At 41.7% G+C, this 15,817-nt stretch carries 14 protein-coding genes and 2 pseudogenes; 9 read left to right on the top strand and 7 right to left on the bottom strand.

Annotated features, from left to right (window positions below; all coding sequences use genetic code 11):
* Nucleotides 1-38: 38 nt before the first annotated feature.
* From IQ219_RS20045 to IQ219_RS07010, 8 genes and pseudogenes are all read left to right on the top strand, one after another.
* A pseudogene (locus IQ219_RS20045) lies at nt 39-125 on the top strand (DUF29 domain-containing protein); the annotation flags it as partial.
* A 17-nt stretch (nt 126-142) separates the two neighbouring features.
* A complete protein-coding gene (locus IQ219_RS20040; protein ID WP_228016773.1) occupies nt 143-241 on the top strand; it encodes a DUF29 domain-containing protein in 99 nt (32 codons plus the stop codon).
* Between the two features lie 46 nt (nt 242-287).
* Entirely contained in the window at nt 288-743 is a 456-nt protein-coding gene (locus IQ219_RS07035; protein WP_194072155.1) for a DUF29 domain-containing protein, read from the top strand.
* 97 nt (nt 744-840) lie between these two features.
* The gene (locus IQ219_RS07030) at nt 841-1,302 is read left to right on the top strand and encodes a DUF29 domain-containing protein (protein WP_194072154.1); all 462 of its coding nucleotides are present in this window, start codon (nt 841-843) and stop codon (nt 1,300-1,302) included.
* Nucleotides 1,303-1,467: 165 nt separating this feature from the next.
* Nucleotides 1,468-1,929, top strand: a complete 462-nt coding sequence (locus tag IQ219_RS07025; protein WP_194072153.1) for a DUF29 domain-containing protein — start codon at nt 1,468-1,470, stop codon at nt 1,927-1,929.
* Nucleotides 1,930-2,059: 130 nt separating this feature from the next.
* Nucleotides 2,060-2,959 (top strand): class I SAM-dependent methyltransferase, encoded by a 900-nt coding sequence (locus tag IQ219_RS07020; RefSeq protein WP_194072152.1) that lies wholly within the window; start codon nt 2,060-2,062, stop codon nt 2,957-2,959.
* 7 nt (nt 2,960-2,966) lie between these two features.
* Complete coding sequence (locus tag IQ219_RS07015; RefSeq protein ID WP_194072151.1) at nt 2,967-5,555, top strand: glycosyltransferase family 41 protein; 2,589 nt, start codon at nt 2,967-2,969, stop codon at nt 5,553-5,555.
* Nucleotides 5,556-5,621: 66 nt separating this feature from the next.
* On the top strand, nt 5,622-8,084 hold the full coding sequence (locus IQ219_RS07010; protein ID WP_194072150.1) for a tetratricopeptide repeat protein: 2,463 nt from the start codon (nt 5,622-5,624) through the stop codon (nt 8,082-8,084).
* A gap of 20 nt (nt 8,085-8,104) precedes the next feature.
* On the opposite strand, the gene IQ219_RS07005 is transcribed toward IQ219_RS07010, so the two are convergent.
* From IQ219_RS07005 to IQ219_RS06985, 5 genes are all read right to left on the bottom strand, one after another.
* Entirely contained in the window at nt 8,105-8,902 is a 798-nt protein-coding gene (locus IQ219_RS07005; protein WP_194020129.1) for a hypothetical protein, read from the bottom strand.
* 65 nt (nt 8,903-8,967) lie between these two features.
* On the bottom strand, nt 8,968-9,447 hold the full coding sequence (locus tag IQ219_RS07000; protein ID WP_194020145.1) for a type II secretion system protein: 480 nt from the start codon (nt 9,445-9,447) through the stop codon (nt 8,968-8,970).
* A gap of 166 nt (nt 9,448-9,613) precedes the next feature.
* Entirely contained in the window at nt 9,614-10,042 is a 429-nt protein-coding gene (locus tag IQ219_RS06995) for a type IV pilin protein (protein ID WP_194020130.1), read from the bottom strand.
* Between the two features lie 336 nt (nt 10,043-10,378).
* Nucleotides 10,379-10,729 carry a methyltransferase domain-containing protein gene (locus tag IQ219_RS20035; RefSeq protein ID WP_228016772.1) on the bottom strand — a complete coding sequence of 117 codons (351 nt, stop codon included), beginning with the start codon at nt 10,727-10,729 and terminating at the stop codon, nt 10,379-10,381.
* A gap of 7 nt (nt 10,730-10,736) precedes the next feature.
* On the bottom strand, nt 10,737-12,071 hold the full coding sequence (locus IQ219_RS06985) for a trans-aconitate 2-methyltransferase (RefSeq protein ID WP_194072149.1): 1,335 nt from the start codon (nt 12,069-12,071) through the stop codon (nt 10,737-10,739).
* A 218-nt stretch (nt 12,072-12,289) separates the two neighbouring features.
* Between IQ219_RS06985 and IQ219_RS06980 the strand changes: the two genes are divergently transcribed.
* Nucleotides 12,290-13,285, top strand: a complete 996-nt coding sequence (locus IQ219_RS06980) for a pentapeptide repeat-containing protein (RefSeq protein ID WP_190598873.1) — start codon at nt 12,290-12,292, stop codon at nt 13,283-13,285.
* Between the two features lie 14 nt (nt 13,286-13,299).
* On the opposite strand, the gene IQ219_RS06975 is transcribed toward IQ219_RS06980, so the two are convergent.
* Both IQ219_RS06975 and thrC read right to left on the bottom strand, forming a co-directional pair.
* The gene (locus IQ219_RS06975) at nt 13,300-14,409 is read right to left on the bottom strand and encodes an RNA polymerase sigma factor, RpoD/SigA family (RefSeq protein ID WP_190598874.1); all 1,110 of its coding nucleotides are present in this window, start codon (nt 14,407-14,409) and stop codon (nt 13,300-13,302) included.
* A gap of 514 nt (nt 14,410-14,923) precedes the next feature.
* A pseudogene (gene thrC / locus IQ219_RS06970) lies at nt 14,924-15,799 on the bottom strand (threonine synthase); the annotation flags it as partial.
* Nucleotides 15,800-15,817: the final 18 nt, after the last annotated feature.

The raw sequence follows: 15,817 nt of genomic DNA, 5'->3' as shown, positions 1-15,817 counted from the left end.
CAGAAAAGCACAGAAATAGGGGGCATTGGGAACGGGAAATCTTTAATTATCGTAAGCAAATTAACCGTCTTTTAGCAGACAGTCCTAGTCTTAATAATTATCTGGACAATAAATTTCATTCTTGTTACTTAGATGGGAAAAAATGGCAAGCAAACATTCTCAACTTCCCCTCAGCACTTTCTCCAAAGCGCCCATCACGACCCTGGAAGATTTACTAGATGAGGATTGGTTACCGGAATAGACGAAAACTAGAATTAAGTTTATAACTAATCAATGAGGTAGATGCTATGGTTACTGAACTCTGCAAAACCAATACAAATCTTTATAATGCCGATTACAATCTTTGGGTCTTAGAAACCATCGCCAAATTAAAAAATAAAGACCTAGAAAGTCTAGATTGGGAAAATTTAATTGAGGAGATAGAAGACTTGAGTTGGCGCGATAAACTACAAAGTCTTCTCAATCATATTTTTGAACATCTCCTTTTGATTGTTTACTGGCAAGCAGAACTTGTTCGGAATCAAGAGCATTGGGAAAGGAAAATCTTAAATTTCCACTTACAATTTATTCAGGTATTAGAGGATAGTTTGAGTTTACATAACTATGCAAGGGATTATTTAGCTGAGGGGTATAAAAGAGGCAGAAAATTAGCGGCCAAACACTCTCAACTTCCACTCAGTAAGTTTCCCGAATATCCTATTGCCACCCTTGAACAGGTAATTGATGAAGATTGGTTACCCTAGGCGATCGCCATATAGCTCATTTGGGTATATAGATGTTACCCCCATTGATTGAGTGGAAGTTAAAATAAAATTTATAACTAATTACGAGATAAATACTATGGTTGCTGAACTCCGCAAAACCAATACAAATCTTTATGATACCGATTACAATTTATGGATTTTAGACACCGTACAAAAGTTGCAATGCAAAGATTTAGACAGTCTGGATTGGGAAAATTTAATTGAAGAGGTATTAGGTTTAGGGCGCAGTGACAAAAGAAAGCTCGAAAGCTTAATGACAGGGTTAATAGAGCATCTTCTCAAATTAGGCTATTGGCAATCTGAAAGAAATTATAATCAAAATCACTGGCGCAGAGAAATTCGTAATTTTCGCAAACAAATTAAACGAGAATTAAAGGCTAGTCCTAGTTTGAAAAATTACCTTGTCCAAATATTTGACGAATTATATCAAGATGCAAGGGAATTATTAGCTGATGATTCCGGGTTACCCATCGATATATTTCCCGAGCAACCCATTGCTACTCTTGAACAGGTAATTGACGAAGATTGGTTGCCCTAGGCGATCGCCTAGGTTATTGGTTATTATTAACATACTGAAGTTGTTCTTGCAATATAACATCAGCTTGAAATTCCCCAATTATACGATCATCCTTGAGAAATTTCTGTGTTTTTCTACGAAAGTATCGACAGTAAAACAAGTCAATTCTAAAATTTGAGGTACATCATGGTTACTGAACTTCCCAAAACAAACAAAAGTCTTTATGAAACGGACTACAATCTCTGGATTTTAGAGACTGTTAAAAAAATGCAATGCCGTGATGTGGAGAGTCTGGATTGGGAAAATTTAATTGATGAGGTATTAAGCTTGAGCAAAAGTGATAAACGAAAACTAGAGAGTTTATTGATGAGGTTAATCGAGCATCTTTTAAAGTTAGGTTATTGGGAAACAAAAAAAGAAAGAAATAGAAATCATTGGAAGGGAGAAATTATTAATTTTCGGAAACAAATTAAACGTCTTCTGAGGGATAGTCCTAGTCTAAAGCCCTATCTTAGTAGTGTTTTTAAAGAATGTTATCAAGATGCAAGGGATGTTGTTTCACAAATATCCGATCTTCCAATTAGTACATTTCCTGAGCAACCCATTGCCACCCTTGAGCAGTTACTGGATGAGGACTGGTTGCCCTAGGCGATCGCCGATAAACCCCGCTGTCGGTTAGGCCAGAATTAAAACCAAAATTGCTAAGTTTTTTGAAGAGGCGATCTGCATCTGAGTTTTCCGGGTAGGTTAGTAGGGTCTTATTTAGTGACGCAAATTTATGAGTGAAGGATTGAGATTTTATTGGTATCAAGGGGTTGATGCTCTTCTGAAGGGCGATGAAGCCTTGGCTCAAGATATTTGGATGTCGGCTATGTTAGAATGCCGGGTGGATGATGTACAAGAACGGACGGCGGAGTTGGTGGAGGTTCTGGAAGACACGGCGATCGAGTCATTACAAGCCGGAAATTGGGCAGGGGCTAGAAAATGCTATGAAATGGCGTTGGAGATTGATCAATCTTTTGAAAATTTAATTCTCAAAAAAATTCTTTTTTGGCAGGAAATATACACTCAACATTGTGAAAATCGGGGATACGAATTTAAGACTGATTGGTTCAGTGGTAACATTCCCATTTGGAATCAAGTTCTAAAAAAATTTATGGGTTCTCCTAATTTATCTTTTGTGGAGGTGGGCAGTTGGCAGGGCCGGGCAACTTGTTGGTTATTGGACAATGTTTTAACTGATTCGTCATCCACTATTACTTGCATTGATACTTTTCAGGGCAGTGTTGAGCATGAGTCTATGGGTTTGGGAGAGGACGTTAAATCGTTAGAGTCGGTTTTTGACTATAATATTCAGCGAACGGGTAGAGCAGATCAAGTTAAAAAGTTAGTGGGTTTTTCCCAAGATTGGTTACGCCAATTGCCACTTAACTCTTTTGACTTTTACTATGTTGATGGCTCCCACATTGCTAGCGATGTTATGGAGGATGTTGTTTTGGGTTGGGGATTACTGAAGGAGGAAGGCATAATTATTTTTGATGATTATGGCTGGGGAGCTTACCAGGATCAACCGACGATGCACCCTAAGTTAGCAGTTGATTCTTTCTTGGAGGTATTTAAAGATCGTGTCAGGGTTATTTGCAAAAGCTATCAGGTTATTGTTGAAAAAGTTGTGTAGGATTTGAATGAAAAACTCAGATCAACTCCAATGGATAATATCTCTCATTGAGCAAGCTGATTATGGAAACGCTACTGACTATTTAGAACAAATCTTAGAAGTAAATCCTGGTAATTCAACAACTTTTTGCTGTCTAGTGTTGGCTTACATTTTAATGGGTGAGCCAGAAGCCGCTGATGCTACCTGGATTAACCAGCTGATCAATGCAGATGAAGAAACTATAAAAAACACTAGCTTGGAATTATGCCAATTACTAGAGCAATGGATAGTGAAAACTTTAAATAATCAACAACTAGACCAGGCTAAATCTATGTATTTGGCCTTGAGATCTATTGATGAAGAATACCACAATCCTGCTCTGCAAGATTTGTTGATAAACGAAATTATTTTTCTTGGACAAAAGCTTGAATCAATAAATAAATATAAAGAGGCAATTGAAATTTACCTAGAAGTTCTGGATTTAAATGGTAAGCAAAATGAAGTTTATTATCAATTGGCCTACAGCTATTATAAGCTTGAAAATTATACCGAGGCTAAAAAATGGGCTTATAGAGCCATTAAATCTGGTTATCGATTGGGAGATTCTCACTACCTGATGGGCATAATTGCAGAAGGGCTAGAAGACTATGTATTAGCTAATACTAGTTATCAAAATGCTAAATTTTTTTATTTAAATAACAATCATAATGATGCTAGTAAGTATCATCTTGCTGGCAAATGTGCGGAAAAGCTTGGTAGTAGTTCTTCGGCTAATGAATATTATAAAAAATCGATTACGCTACAACCAAATACTCTAGCATTTTATTTGTCTTTGGCAGAGCTATACGAAAAACAACAACAGTATGAACAACAAATTAGCGTTTTTGGAGATGCCCTCGTTTATTTTCCCCGTCATACTCAAGTGTTTGCCAAGCTGGGTCAAGCTTATTTACATTTGGGGCAAACGAATCTAGCCAATTATTATCTGGGCTATAGCTACTACTATTCAGATGAACTTGGTAGTTTGAGCCAAGCTTTAGAGCATCTAAAATCTTTTTTTGACAATTATTTTAATCATGAGTTGGTAGATTTCAACTTTTATCGAGATTTGAGTAAATGTTATTTAGTTTCTAATTACACTAAGGATGCTCTTAATATCTTAAGGTTAGCCTTGGATTTATTTAAAGATAAGGAGTTTACTATCAATAGACTAATACAATCAACATTTCCCATTCTCTACTCTAGCTTGCAAGAAATTAATTTCTACCGTCAAAATTTTGCCCTTAATCTTGCTGAAACTTGCCAATTAAAACCCATTAGCTCATCAGAAAAGATAGATTTTCTTGAGAGTCTAATCACCGGTTCCAATTTTTACCTTAGCTATCAAGGACGTAATGACACAATTCTGCAGAAAAAATACGGAAAATGGATACAAGATAACTTAAAAAAAATATTGCCAGAGTGGACAAACCAAAACAGGTTAACTCAAAAATGTGAAAATTTATTGTCCCGGAAGATTCGTATTGGCTTAATCTCTTTTCGCCTTAGGGGTTTAGGTTTACTTTATCTCGGTTGGGTCCGGTATCTCAACCATGAGCGATTCCATATAACGGTCTATGATTTTATTAATTCTAGTGAAAAAACAGATGCAGGCTTGGTTGAAGATTTTACTCGTTACAGTGATCAATTAGTTACAGTTTCTATTAATTGTCTATCTGGAATGGACATTGCTAATCGCCTAATTAGTGATAATTTAGATATTCTCATTTATACTGAATTAGGATTAGATCCAATTCTAAATCTTCTCTGTCATTTACGATTAGCCCCCATTCAATGCACAACTTGGGCCCATCCCATTACCTCCGGTAGTCCTGCCATTGATTACTATCTTTCCAGTCAATTAATGGAGCCTCATAATAGCCAAAGACACTATACAGAAAAATTAATTAAATTACCCAATATTGCCTTTCCCTTGCCACCGGTTGATTTTATTCCGGATAATAAATCTCGCACTGATTTTGGCTTGGAAAATGATAAAATTATTTATTTATGCTCCCAATCTTTATTTAAATACCTACCTCAGCACGATTGGATATTCCCTGAAATCGCCCAAAGAAGTAATAATTTCTGTTTTGTTTTTGTTGATCCTCCCAATGGACCAATGGTAACAAAATTTTTTCAGCAACGTTTAGAAACTACTTTTGGTTGTCTTAATCTAAAGTATCAAGATTACTGTCACTTTTTGCCCCGATTAAACAATGCTGACTTTATGAATCTTAATTTGGTAGCTGACATTTTTTTGGATTGTTTAAGTTGGTCGGGAGGATTAACTACTCGCCAGGCTATTGGCTGTAATTTACCGATAGTTACTTGTCCTGGAAAATTTATGCGAGCCCGCCATTCTTACGCCATGTTAAAAATGATTGATGTAACAGATACTATCGCTAGTAATGCAGAAGAGTATATTAAGATGGCAGTCAAGCTTGGTCTGGATGACCAATGGCGAGAGCAGATTCGCAGTAAAATGAAATATAATAAGCAAAAACTATTCAATGACAGAGATTGCATTAGGGGTTTAGAATCATTTTTTATAGAAGCTGTAGCTAAAATTAAATAAAACTTTTGTTCCTTTTTACTGCTTATTTTTGTCCAGCATTTTTTTGATTTTTAGAGGGTATGATTAATGTCAGAATATTTGACTCAAGTAGTAGAATTAATCGATAGAGCAAATTTTGATGAAGCATTAAAGATTCTGGAAAACTTAAATTGGAATAAATCTACAAATTCTTGTGCTTATCAATATTTGGGACTTGTATATGTTTTAATCGGGGAAGTAAGAGCTGCCGAGGAAGTGTTTTTATCTTACCTGTTATCGTTAGAATCTACGCAAGCAGAATCAGCATTAAAAGATCTGGTTTATTTTCTCCAAACTAATCTTACACAGGAGCTTAAGTTAAACAGATTAGGTAATGCAAAGTTAATTTACGAAGTAATTGTTGAATTAGATCCTGGTTACGAGAATAGTGGCATGAGGGAAAAACTAGTAGAAGCTATAACTTTCTATGCCTCTTCCTTAAGTTTTAGTAAAGATTACGCAGATGCTGTGGCGATTTACGAGCAGGCGTTGCAGTTAGATTCAAATCATGGGGACACACTACATTCTCTCGCTCTTACCTATTATCATCTTAAAAACTATCAAGAGGCAGAAGCTATAATTACTAGAGCAATCACTATAGACGAAACTAGAGTTGATAATTATCTGCTTTTAGCCATAAATTTGGAGCAACAGAGGCGTTGGCAAGATACAATCAATGTCTGTTATCAGGCTCTCAACTATGACTCTAAAAACTTAACTATCTATGAAATTCTGGGTAGAAGTTATAGCAAACTTAGGCAATGGAATAAATCACTAAATGTTTATCAACAGTCACTGTCACAGTACCCTAAGAATACTTTTTTTCTCCAGAAAATGTCAGATACTTATTCAGAACTTGGAGATTTAAAAAATCAACTTTTATACCAGGGTTATGCAGACTATTCCAGCGGTAATACTGGCTCCCTCTGGTTAGCATTAAAGAGTTTTCATAAATATTTACGTCTAACTGATGGTTCTGAGATTAATGATTTTTATTTTTATGGTTGCCTAGTAAATTGTTATGCTATGTGTAATCAGACAAAATCTGCTATTGATTGCCTAGATGTAGCATTAAATTTGTTTCCCCATAATCGTCTAGAGATCAAAAGACTGCACCAATCTGTACTGCCAGTTCTTTATTCTGATACACAAGAGGTTGAGTTGTATCATCAACGCTTTAAGCTTCTTCTTGATGAGTTAATAAAAGAGAAAATTTTGAAAACTCAAACAGGAATAGACGATTTTATTAAGTCCATTTCAAAAAAAAGCAACTTTTATCTGGCCTATCAGTACAAAAACGATTTAGAAACTTATAGGGTTTACGGAAATTACATAAATGAAAATTTTCAAAAAATGCGTCCTAGCTCTTGCAAGCCTATTATTCCTAAAGCTCTAAGCAAAAAACGTAAAATTCGTATTGGTCTCATATCTCAACGTTTGGAGGGATTAGGAAGGCTTTATTTGGGATGGATAAAATACTTAGATAGAAAAAAATACCAAACTTATATTTATAGCGTTTGTGAGCAAAATGAGGATTCTATTGTAGGACTAAAAGTAGATTTTCAAAAATTCAGTTTTCAGTATAAATCGATTTACTATAGCATGGGCTGGGATGAAGTTTGTCAGGTTATTCTCGATGATCAAATAGATGTACTTATCTTTCCTGATTTTGGTATTGATCCTATTCTTAACCTCTTAGCTTATTTGCGTTTGGCCCCAGTTCAATGTACCACTTGGGGTCATCCTGTCACATCCGGTAGTCCCACCATTGACTATTTTCTTTCCAGTGATTTGATGGAACCAGAAAATGGAGACAAGCACTATTCAGAAACTCTTGTTCGTTTGCCTAATCTTGCTTTTTCTTTGCCTCCCGTGGAATTGCCTTCCCTAGATAAAACAAGAAGTGATTGGCAACTGGGAAAAGACAAAGTTATATATCTTTGTTCCCAGTCTATGTATAAGTATTTACCTCAGCATGACTGGCTTTTTGCCGCCATTGCTGCCGAAAGTGAAATGTTTCAATTTGTGTTTGTTGATCCCATACACGGCGAAGTGATCAGGAACTGTTTTGCCCAGCGCTTAAACCAAACTTTTACTAAATATGGTTTGGACTATCGGGACTATTGTGTTTTTCTGCCGCGCTTGTCCAATAGCGATTTTCTCAAGGTTAACCAATTGGCAGATATTTTTCTTGACTGTCTGAGTTGGTCTGGAGGATTAACTACCCATCAAGCTATCAGCTGTAATCTACCCGTAGTAACCTGTCCTGGGAAGTTTATGCGGGCGCGCCACTCCTATGGCATGCTCAAAATGATTGACGTTACGGAAACCATTGCCCAAAGTCCAGAAGAATACATTGAGATTGCTGTTCGACTGGGAGCAGATAGTCATTGGCGACAGCAAATCAGAGATCTTATGGAGAAAAATAAAAACAAATTATTTGATGACCAAGAATGCATCAAGGGCCTGGAACAATTCCTTTACAATGCAGTTATCAGCCGAGCAGTTTAGAGATTTTATAGGTTAAGATTTTATAGGTTATCGGGCAGAGTGACCCTGATATTGCCATTAGGTTCGACCACAACGTTTGCTCCTAAAGCTTTGATTTCTTTAATTACCCGCTCAACAGTTTTTTTGTCTGGCCTATTGGCTAGTATCCCCACCCAAGCTCCGATTCTCGCCTCCGTACTATCTGGATTGTTAGCTAAAAATTTCAGGGAATCTTTGTTGATATTTATCATTCTCCGACTTTCATCATCATCATAGGCTTTTGCCCACTCCATCGAATGCCGATAGGACTTCTTGGCGGCATCGACATTACCGGCAAAAAGTAATTCATTGTTGCCCTTAGCCCGCCAGAGATAATAGGGTGGAATGTTAGTAATAAATCTTTTGGGTATTTTACTCAGTGCCTGTCCTAAAAAACTAGCGCTTGCTTCTGGTTTTCCGCCAAATAGAGAAGTGGCCACATCAAGTTTCGATAAAGCATCAGTGAAGTGGGGGTCTTTGTCCACCAAGAGTTGATAGTATTGTGGCAAAAGCCCATAACCAGTATTGTCCCGAGCCGGAACATCTCCAAAATACTGAACAAACCCAAGATATCCCCAATCGGCAATCATATTGCCTAACCCCATGCTGGGGACACGGCGTAAAAACTCCAAATTAATTTTTTCATCGTTAACCAGTTCTTCGTAGTCCTCCGCGGACAATTCTTGCTCAGACTTATCCATGTTTCTGTTTTGAATCACAACAATGCCGACAAAACAACCCAGCATAATTAACCCATTGGTTGTCACAGCAAACAAAGATCTAGCCCAGGAAGAAAACATCGTCAATCCGAACAATTTGGTCTACACCTTATAGATACTAGTCTTTTTTGCCCAATTACTTCAGACTAATCTATCTGAACACCTCCGCTACAAGTGCCACCAATCGCCGACGGCGCCGATACTGCCCCCCCCGGGGTCGAACCCTGACAAAGAATTAGTTGATAACTGCTTCCATTGAAGTACACTCCTAGGGAATAATTACGGGAAGCATCCAAGCCGGCATTTTGGGTTACAGCTTGACTAATACTGTAATTGCCTCCAGCAGGCGTATTAGGAGGAGGAAAGTTAAAATGCGCTCCATTGGCGTCAAGCCCTAAATCGCCATAATTGGACGCAAACTGCCGATGTTCAAAAAAATAACCCTGCTGGGAAAACCCTATGGTACTGAGCATTTGTATCGCTTCTGTCTCTTTGGCCTTAGCCACTTGTCTGATTAGTACTGGCCACACCATAGCTGTCAGAATGCTAAGAATTAAAAACACCACAACCAGCTCTAGCATAGTGAATCCTGCATTGGGAAGCCCTTTTTTCGTTGGTTTAAACATAAGCTCACCTAGCCCGGCACTATCAGTACACCATCGTCAGACATTTAACTCCTAAATAAACCGAAGGGCGAACACCTATATGAAAGTTAACAGGTTCCGCCCTTAAATTAGACATCCAAAGTTGGAAGAAATAGATAAAAAATTTATTCCTAAGTCAACTGTCAGATTACCAACTAGTCGATACTGTGAACGCACCGGTACCGGGAGTGTAGGTGACAGTTCCTGACTGGGTGGTGGTGTTGTCTCCGGTGGCATTTTTAGGGTTTGCGGTCGATGTAGCTACCTCACCAGAAACTCCAGTCCCAAAAGTAAAGTACTTGCCATCTACAACTTTGGTATCGAGGTTTGTGGTATTAGAGGAGAAGGTTGGATTTTCTGTGCGGTAAACCTGTTGGGCACGGTTCAAAGCACCCACACCATTGCGACCTTCAGAAATACGGGCCTTACCTACTTGGTTCATCAGGTTAGGTAGAGCGATAGCGGCAAGCACACCAATGATGATTACCACAACCAACAGTTCAATTAAGGTAAAACCTTCGTTTTCTTTTTTCTCGGTCAGGTGGGAGAGCAGTTTGAATTTAAAATTACTAGCCATGATTGTCTTCTTCCTTCTGTGGGGGAAATTAAAATAACTGGTCGGAACCCTTCTAGACGTAACCTACCCAAGTCTCATCATTTGCCTATCATCCCAACTCAAATTTTTTATACCCTTTGGCATAAACATTAAAATTTCCCCGCCATACTTCCACTTGCTTAACCCCCCCCCACTACTGACCGAATCCTTCAACCCTGACGCTGTAAAGCCATTTTTATGGGCCATATAAGGCATTCCAGGAATAGAAGTTCCCATTCCATAAAATATCTACAGCGCCTTCACTGGCCCCGCCGAGGAAATATACAGCGGCTGAGCATCCATATCTCCCTTCACCGCCTATTCTGTCGCCAACTGCATATCCGCCACCACCAACCACGTTAACCCCCTCGGCCTCGGCACCCGCTTAAATTTCGCCAACGCCAACGGCACCTCATAATCATAAATGTGCTCCAAATTATGGGAAGAGTAGACCGCATCCACCGTATTACCAGGCACCGCACTCAAATCCGTAATCGTTCCCAAAATATCCGGCTTCATCTTCAGATCAATATCCAACCGAATCTCCTGCCACTCCCCCGTCCGTGACTCCGATGGTAACGCATTCGGATTATGGGGGCCACAACCAACATGGAGCACCTTCTTCTTCATCGATTCTGACCACAGATCAACCTCCACTATAAACTTCAATACTTTTTCAATCTTGCACTTCAATCATTATCAATCCCCATTCCTCCTGCTCAGCAATCATGCTCATGATCAAATCCTGTGCTTCTTTTGGTTTGACAGGGGTTAAATCTCCTGGGTAACAAGGGCGCGCTTTTAGGTATCGACACACTAGACTTTCAAGGGCTTGGGAAGAATCCAACAAGGGTGCATAGAAGGCAGTGAGCAAAGTTCTATCCAACCAGGAGTCCTGACCAATGAAGGGAAAGCAATGGGATAAGTTCAGAGGCATGAGCTTTCCTTGGTCAAGAATTGCTTGACGGAAAGGGGCAAAATTTTTAACACAGGGGTGCAGGTGGACAACGATGTTCTCCGGTGACTGTTCCAGCCAATACTCGCTGAAGTCTTTTTTTGATGGGAGAGGATGGCTACACCAAAAATCTAGCAATCTTTTATCTGGCTGGACCAGCTCATAAAAACAAAGTTGCTCCTCTCGATCAGCATTTTCCAACCCCATGGCTAGGTAAGCTGGTAGATTATCTGGTTCCTTGAATAATTTGCGCCAGTCCCATTTTTGCCAGTCCACCATATCTACCAGTGTCAGGTCTGATTGCTCAAAAGCTTCAAAGAGGTCTGGTAATGTATAGCCCTTGTCGTTTTGGAAGAGATGATTCATTAAAATCCACTGATCATTGTCTATTTCTCCCCGGCCAGAAGACCAAGTGGTGGCCTTCAAGTTAACCCCATCTCTGAGGGCCGCATAAAACTCTCTAGCAATACCCAACTCCGTTTCTTCTGGGTTGTCTTCCATTAGTCCCATTCTTTGAAATAAAGTTTGAGCCCGATAATAGTTAAACCTCTGATAGTAACTGTGTAAGTTGCCCCGAAGGACGCCATCAGGTTGCAATACCTGTGCTAACTGTCTTAATGTCAAAGCCAAATCAGGAAGCAGATAGAGAACGTCACTGGCATTAATCAAGTCGAACTTTTGATTTAGTTGATCTAGGTCGGCGATCGCCAATACCTGGAACTCAGCCTCATCAAAACCATGGTGCTTTAATCTCTGTTCTGCAATCTTGATGGACTCCGGGGAAATGTCCACCCCGACAATCTTTGCCCCCGGATTAGCCCAGGCGAGTCTGAGGGTTGTTGCCCCGGTACCACAGGCCACATCCAAAATAGCCCGATTTTTTAGATCTGTAATAATTTTTTTGTCCCGGCGGTAACGAGCAGTAACCAAGCTACTTTTATAAAGCTGTTCCACATCTTTATTCAGTGGGTCTTCAATGGGAATATCTGGATAGGGATAACTCTCAAACTGTTGTAGGGTTTTGTCCAGGTAATCACGGTCAACATTGCTGGCCATACACACTCCAAGATTTTGCTAGCCTAGGATCAAGATCAAAGAAAGACATAGTTCTCAGCCTACCCAATAATCTGCCCAGCCGAATCAATTAGTCCTGATCGCCTGGGAAAGTTGCCCCTGGTTCTCAACGGCGCATTCCCAAAACTAACTCTGACCGGCTCTTCCGATAACTTAAGATGATTAGAGAGTTGATTTGATTTTTCCCCCTCTCAAAATTTATGGAAGCCAAGGAATTAGTCCAGCGCTATCGCAACGGCGAAACTTTGTTCACGGGGCTAAAATTGCCGGGGATTAATCTAGAAGCGGCCGATTTAATCGGTATTGTGCTCAACGAAGCGGATTTACGAGGGGCTAACCTGCTTTTTTGTTACCTCAACCGGGCTAATCTAGGTCAGGCTAATTTGGTGGCGGCCAACCTCAGTGGAGCGAGTTTAAACCAAGCTGATCTGGCTGGGGCCGATCTACGCAGTGCCAATTTCCACGGGGCCCTGCTCCAGGGGGCAATCCTGCGGGACAGCGATATGACCCTAGCCACCCTCCAAGATACCAATTTGATTGGGGTAGATCTACGGGGAGCCGATTTAAGTGGTGCCACCCTCACTGGAGCCTGCCTGCGGGGGGCTAACATGCGTCAGGAAAAAAAGGGCTATTACACCAATCTCCAGGCAGCCATCCTCGGTCGGGCCGATCTCCAGGGGGCCAATATGAAGGGAGTGGATTTAAGCCGGGCAGATTTAAGCTATGCCAATTTGAAGGAGGCCAATCTACGGGATGCGGACCTACGCAAAGCTAACCTGAGCCACGCCAACTTAAAAGGAGCTTTACTGACCGATGCTAAATTGTCAGGGGCAAAGTTAAATGGCGCCAATTTACAAAATGCCAATTTGATGCGAGCCCAGATTTCTGAAGCAGAAATGGTGGAAGTGGATTGCGAGGGGGCCATCATGACCCATGTTAATTTAAATCGGACTAATCTCACGGGGGCCAATTTGAGTTTTACCCGCATGAACAGTGCTGACCTCAGTCGAGCTAACTTGACCAAAGCTAACCTACAGGAAACGGAACTGATTGAAGCATTTTTTGCCAGGGCCAATTTGACGGAGGCCAGCTTCATCAACGCCAACTTAGTGCGGGCTGACTTGATGAGTGCCAATATGGTGGGGGCAGATTTCCAAGGGGCGACTATGCCCGACGGCCAGGTGCGTCACCACTAGCAATATTCCGGTATCTATAGCCAACCTTTGAGGCGGCGGGCCACCTGGGGACGACGGAGTTTTCGCATGGCTTTACTTTGGATTTGTCTCACCCTTTCCCGGGAAAGATTAAACATATTGCCCACTTCTTCGAGGGTGTAGCTTTGGTGGCTGGCAATGCCGTAGCGGAGACAAATCACTTCCATTTCCCGTTCCGTTAGTACCTCTGCCAATACTTCGACAATTTCCCGCCGCAGCATGGATTCATTCATCAAGTCCTCCGGCAACTGCAGTTGTTGATCTTCCAACAAATCCACCAATTCTGTATCCTCCCCTTTGCCTACCCGGTGGTTGAGGGAGAGAGATTGACGACGTAGTTGCAGTAATTGCCTTAGTTGGGTGGGGGTAATGTCCAAGGCGGCGGCCAATTCTCCTTCGTTGGGATTGCGCTTCAATTCTTGCTTGAGACTACGCTGGGCTTTCTTGATTTTGTTGAGCTTTTCCACCACATGGATGGGCAAACGAATGGTGCGGGCGTCATTGGCAATGGTGCGGGTGATGGCCTGGCGGATCCACCAGTAGGCATAGGTGGAAAATTTATAACCTTTGTCGGGATCAAACTTTTCTGCGGCCCGGTTCAGACCGATCGCCCCTTCTTGGATCAGATCGAGGAAAGGGACACCCCGGTTGAGGTAACGCTTGGCAATGGAGACTACTAAGCGGAGATTGGAGCGGATCATGCGTCGTTTGGCGGCCCGCAGTTGGTAGAGCCAAATTTCAAATTGTCTGACCTGGGTAAATTCTAGGGCCTGGCCCCACTCCTGGAGGGAAGGCGTTCGTTCCAATTGTTGGGTGAGTTGTTGTCTAATATCCTCTGCGTTGACCAAAAGTCGGATTTGCCTAGCCAATTCCACCTCTTCGGTGGCACTCAGGAGGGGATAGCGGGCCATTTCTTTGAAAAAAGCCCCCACGGTGTCTTCACTGACCGCTTTATTAAAACTCCCTTGCTGGCTTTCCCCTAAGGTGACCTCAATGGCAGGAGAGCCATCGTTGGCGATCGCCTGGCCATCAACGAGGTTATCCAAAGCTTCAACTTGGTCAACGGCACTGGTGTCGGGGGTGGAAAGGGAAGACATATCGCTCATAGGTTGGAAAAAACTAAACGGAAACAATCAAGAATGAGAAACGGATGGCAACAACTAAGCCACCCAAGGAAACAGAAAACAACCAGAAATTATCTAATCGGCTAGAGCATTATTCGGGCAGGCCCCCCATCGGTTAAGGTTCTCCACTTTCAGCTATGCGCACTGCGGTAGTGGTGTTCCAGAACCAAATACCAGTCCCCGTGGCTAGATTGTGTCATTAATTTTCCAAAAATGGCAAAACTTTAGTTTTTTTTAATATCTATCTGTCCAAAATATCGCCAAATTTTAACGACAGTGTAATTCGTGATACAAAGTTGATTCGATCACCATTTTTGTCAGCTTTCCCTAATTTCAAGGCGATCGGCGTTAAAATTGCGCAAAAAATCCGCCCTGGTGGAACCACAGCGGACAACTTCCTAAAAGGAACGATTAATGAAAATTAGTGGGAAAAATACGGCAATTAACTAATTAAATCCAATCAAATCAGTCAGTAACCTTAGTTTCCTGCCAGGATCTACACCAAAACCTGTTGCCATTCCAAGCGTTCCAAAGTGCGGGAGCGCTCCAGAGCCCGCTCAAAGCTATCCAGGTTAGCATCGATGGTGAGGGGCTCCCCTACGTGGCTTTGCACCGCTTCTTGGGTTTTTAAGCCATTACCGGTGATATAGACCACCGTAGTTTCTTCGGGATCAATTTTGCCTGCTTCCACTAGCTTTTTCAGCACTGCCACCGTAGTGCCACCGGCGGTTTCCGTGAAGATGCCTTCCGTTTCTGCCAACAGTTTGATCCCTTCAATAATTTCCGCATCGTTGACGCTTTCAATATTGCCGTTGGTTTTACGGGCAATGTCTAGGGCGTAAACTCCGTCAGCGGGGTTACCGATGGCAATGGATTTGGCAATGGTGTTGGGCTTAACTGGCTTAACAAAGTCCCGGCCCTCTTGGAAAGCGGTGGCAATGGGGGAACAACCCTCCGCTTGGGCACCACTGAAGCGCACTGGCTTATCGTCCACCAAACCAACTTTGACAAATTCCTGGAAGCCCTTATGGATTTTGGTGAACAGGGAACCGGAAGCTAGGGGGGCGACAATGTGGTCCGGCAACTTCCAACCCAATTGTTCTGCCACTTCAAAGCCCAGGGTTTTGGAACCTTCGGAGTAGTAGGGGCGTAGGTTGATGTTGACAAAGCCCCAACCGTAGCTGTTGCCCACTTCACAGCACAGGCGATTGACCTGGTCGTAGTTGCCTTTCACCGCCATCAGGGTGGGATTGTAAATCAACGTTCCCAAAACCTTGCCCGCTTCCAAATCCGCCGGGATAAATACACAGCAGTCCAAACCAGCATGGGCGGCGATCGCCGCAGTGGAGTTGGCCAAATTGCCGGTGCTAGCACCTGTCTCTTATACACA

The sequence above is a fragment of the Synechocystis sp. LEGE 06083 genome (genome assembly GCF_015207725.1).
GTDB lineage: Bacteria > Cyanobacteriota > Cyanobacteriia > Cyanobacteriales > Microcystaceae > Synechocystis > Synechocystis salina.
Note: the sequence above shows the minus strand (reverse complement) of the source record. Positions and strands in the feature narration are given on the sequence as shown.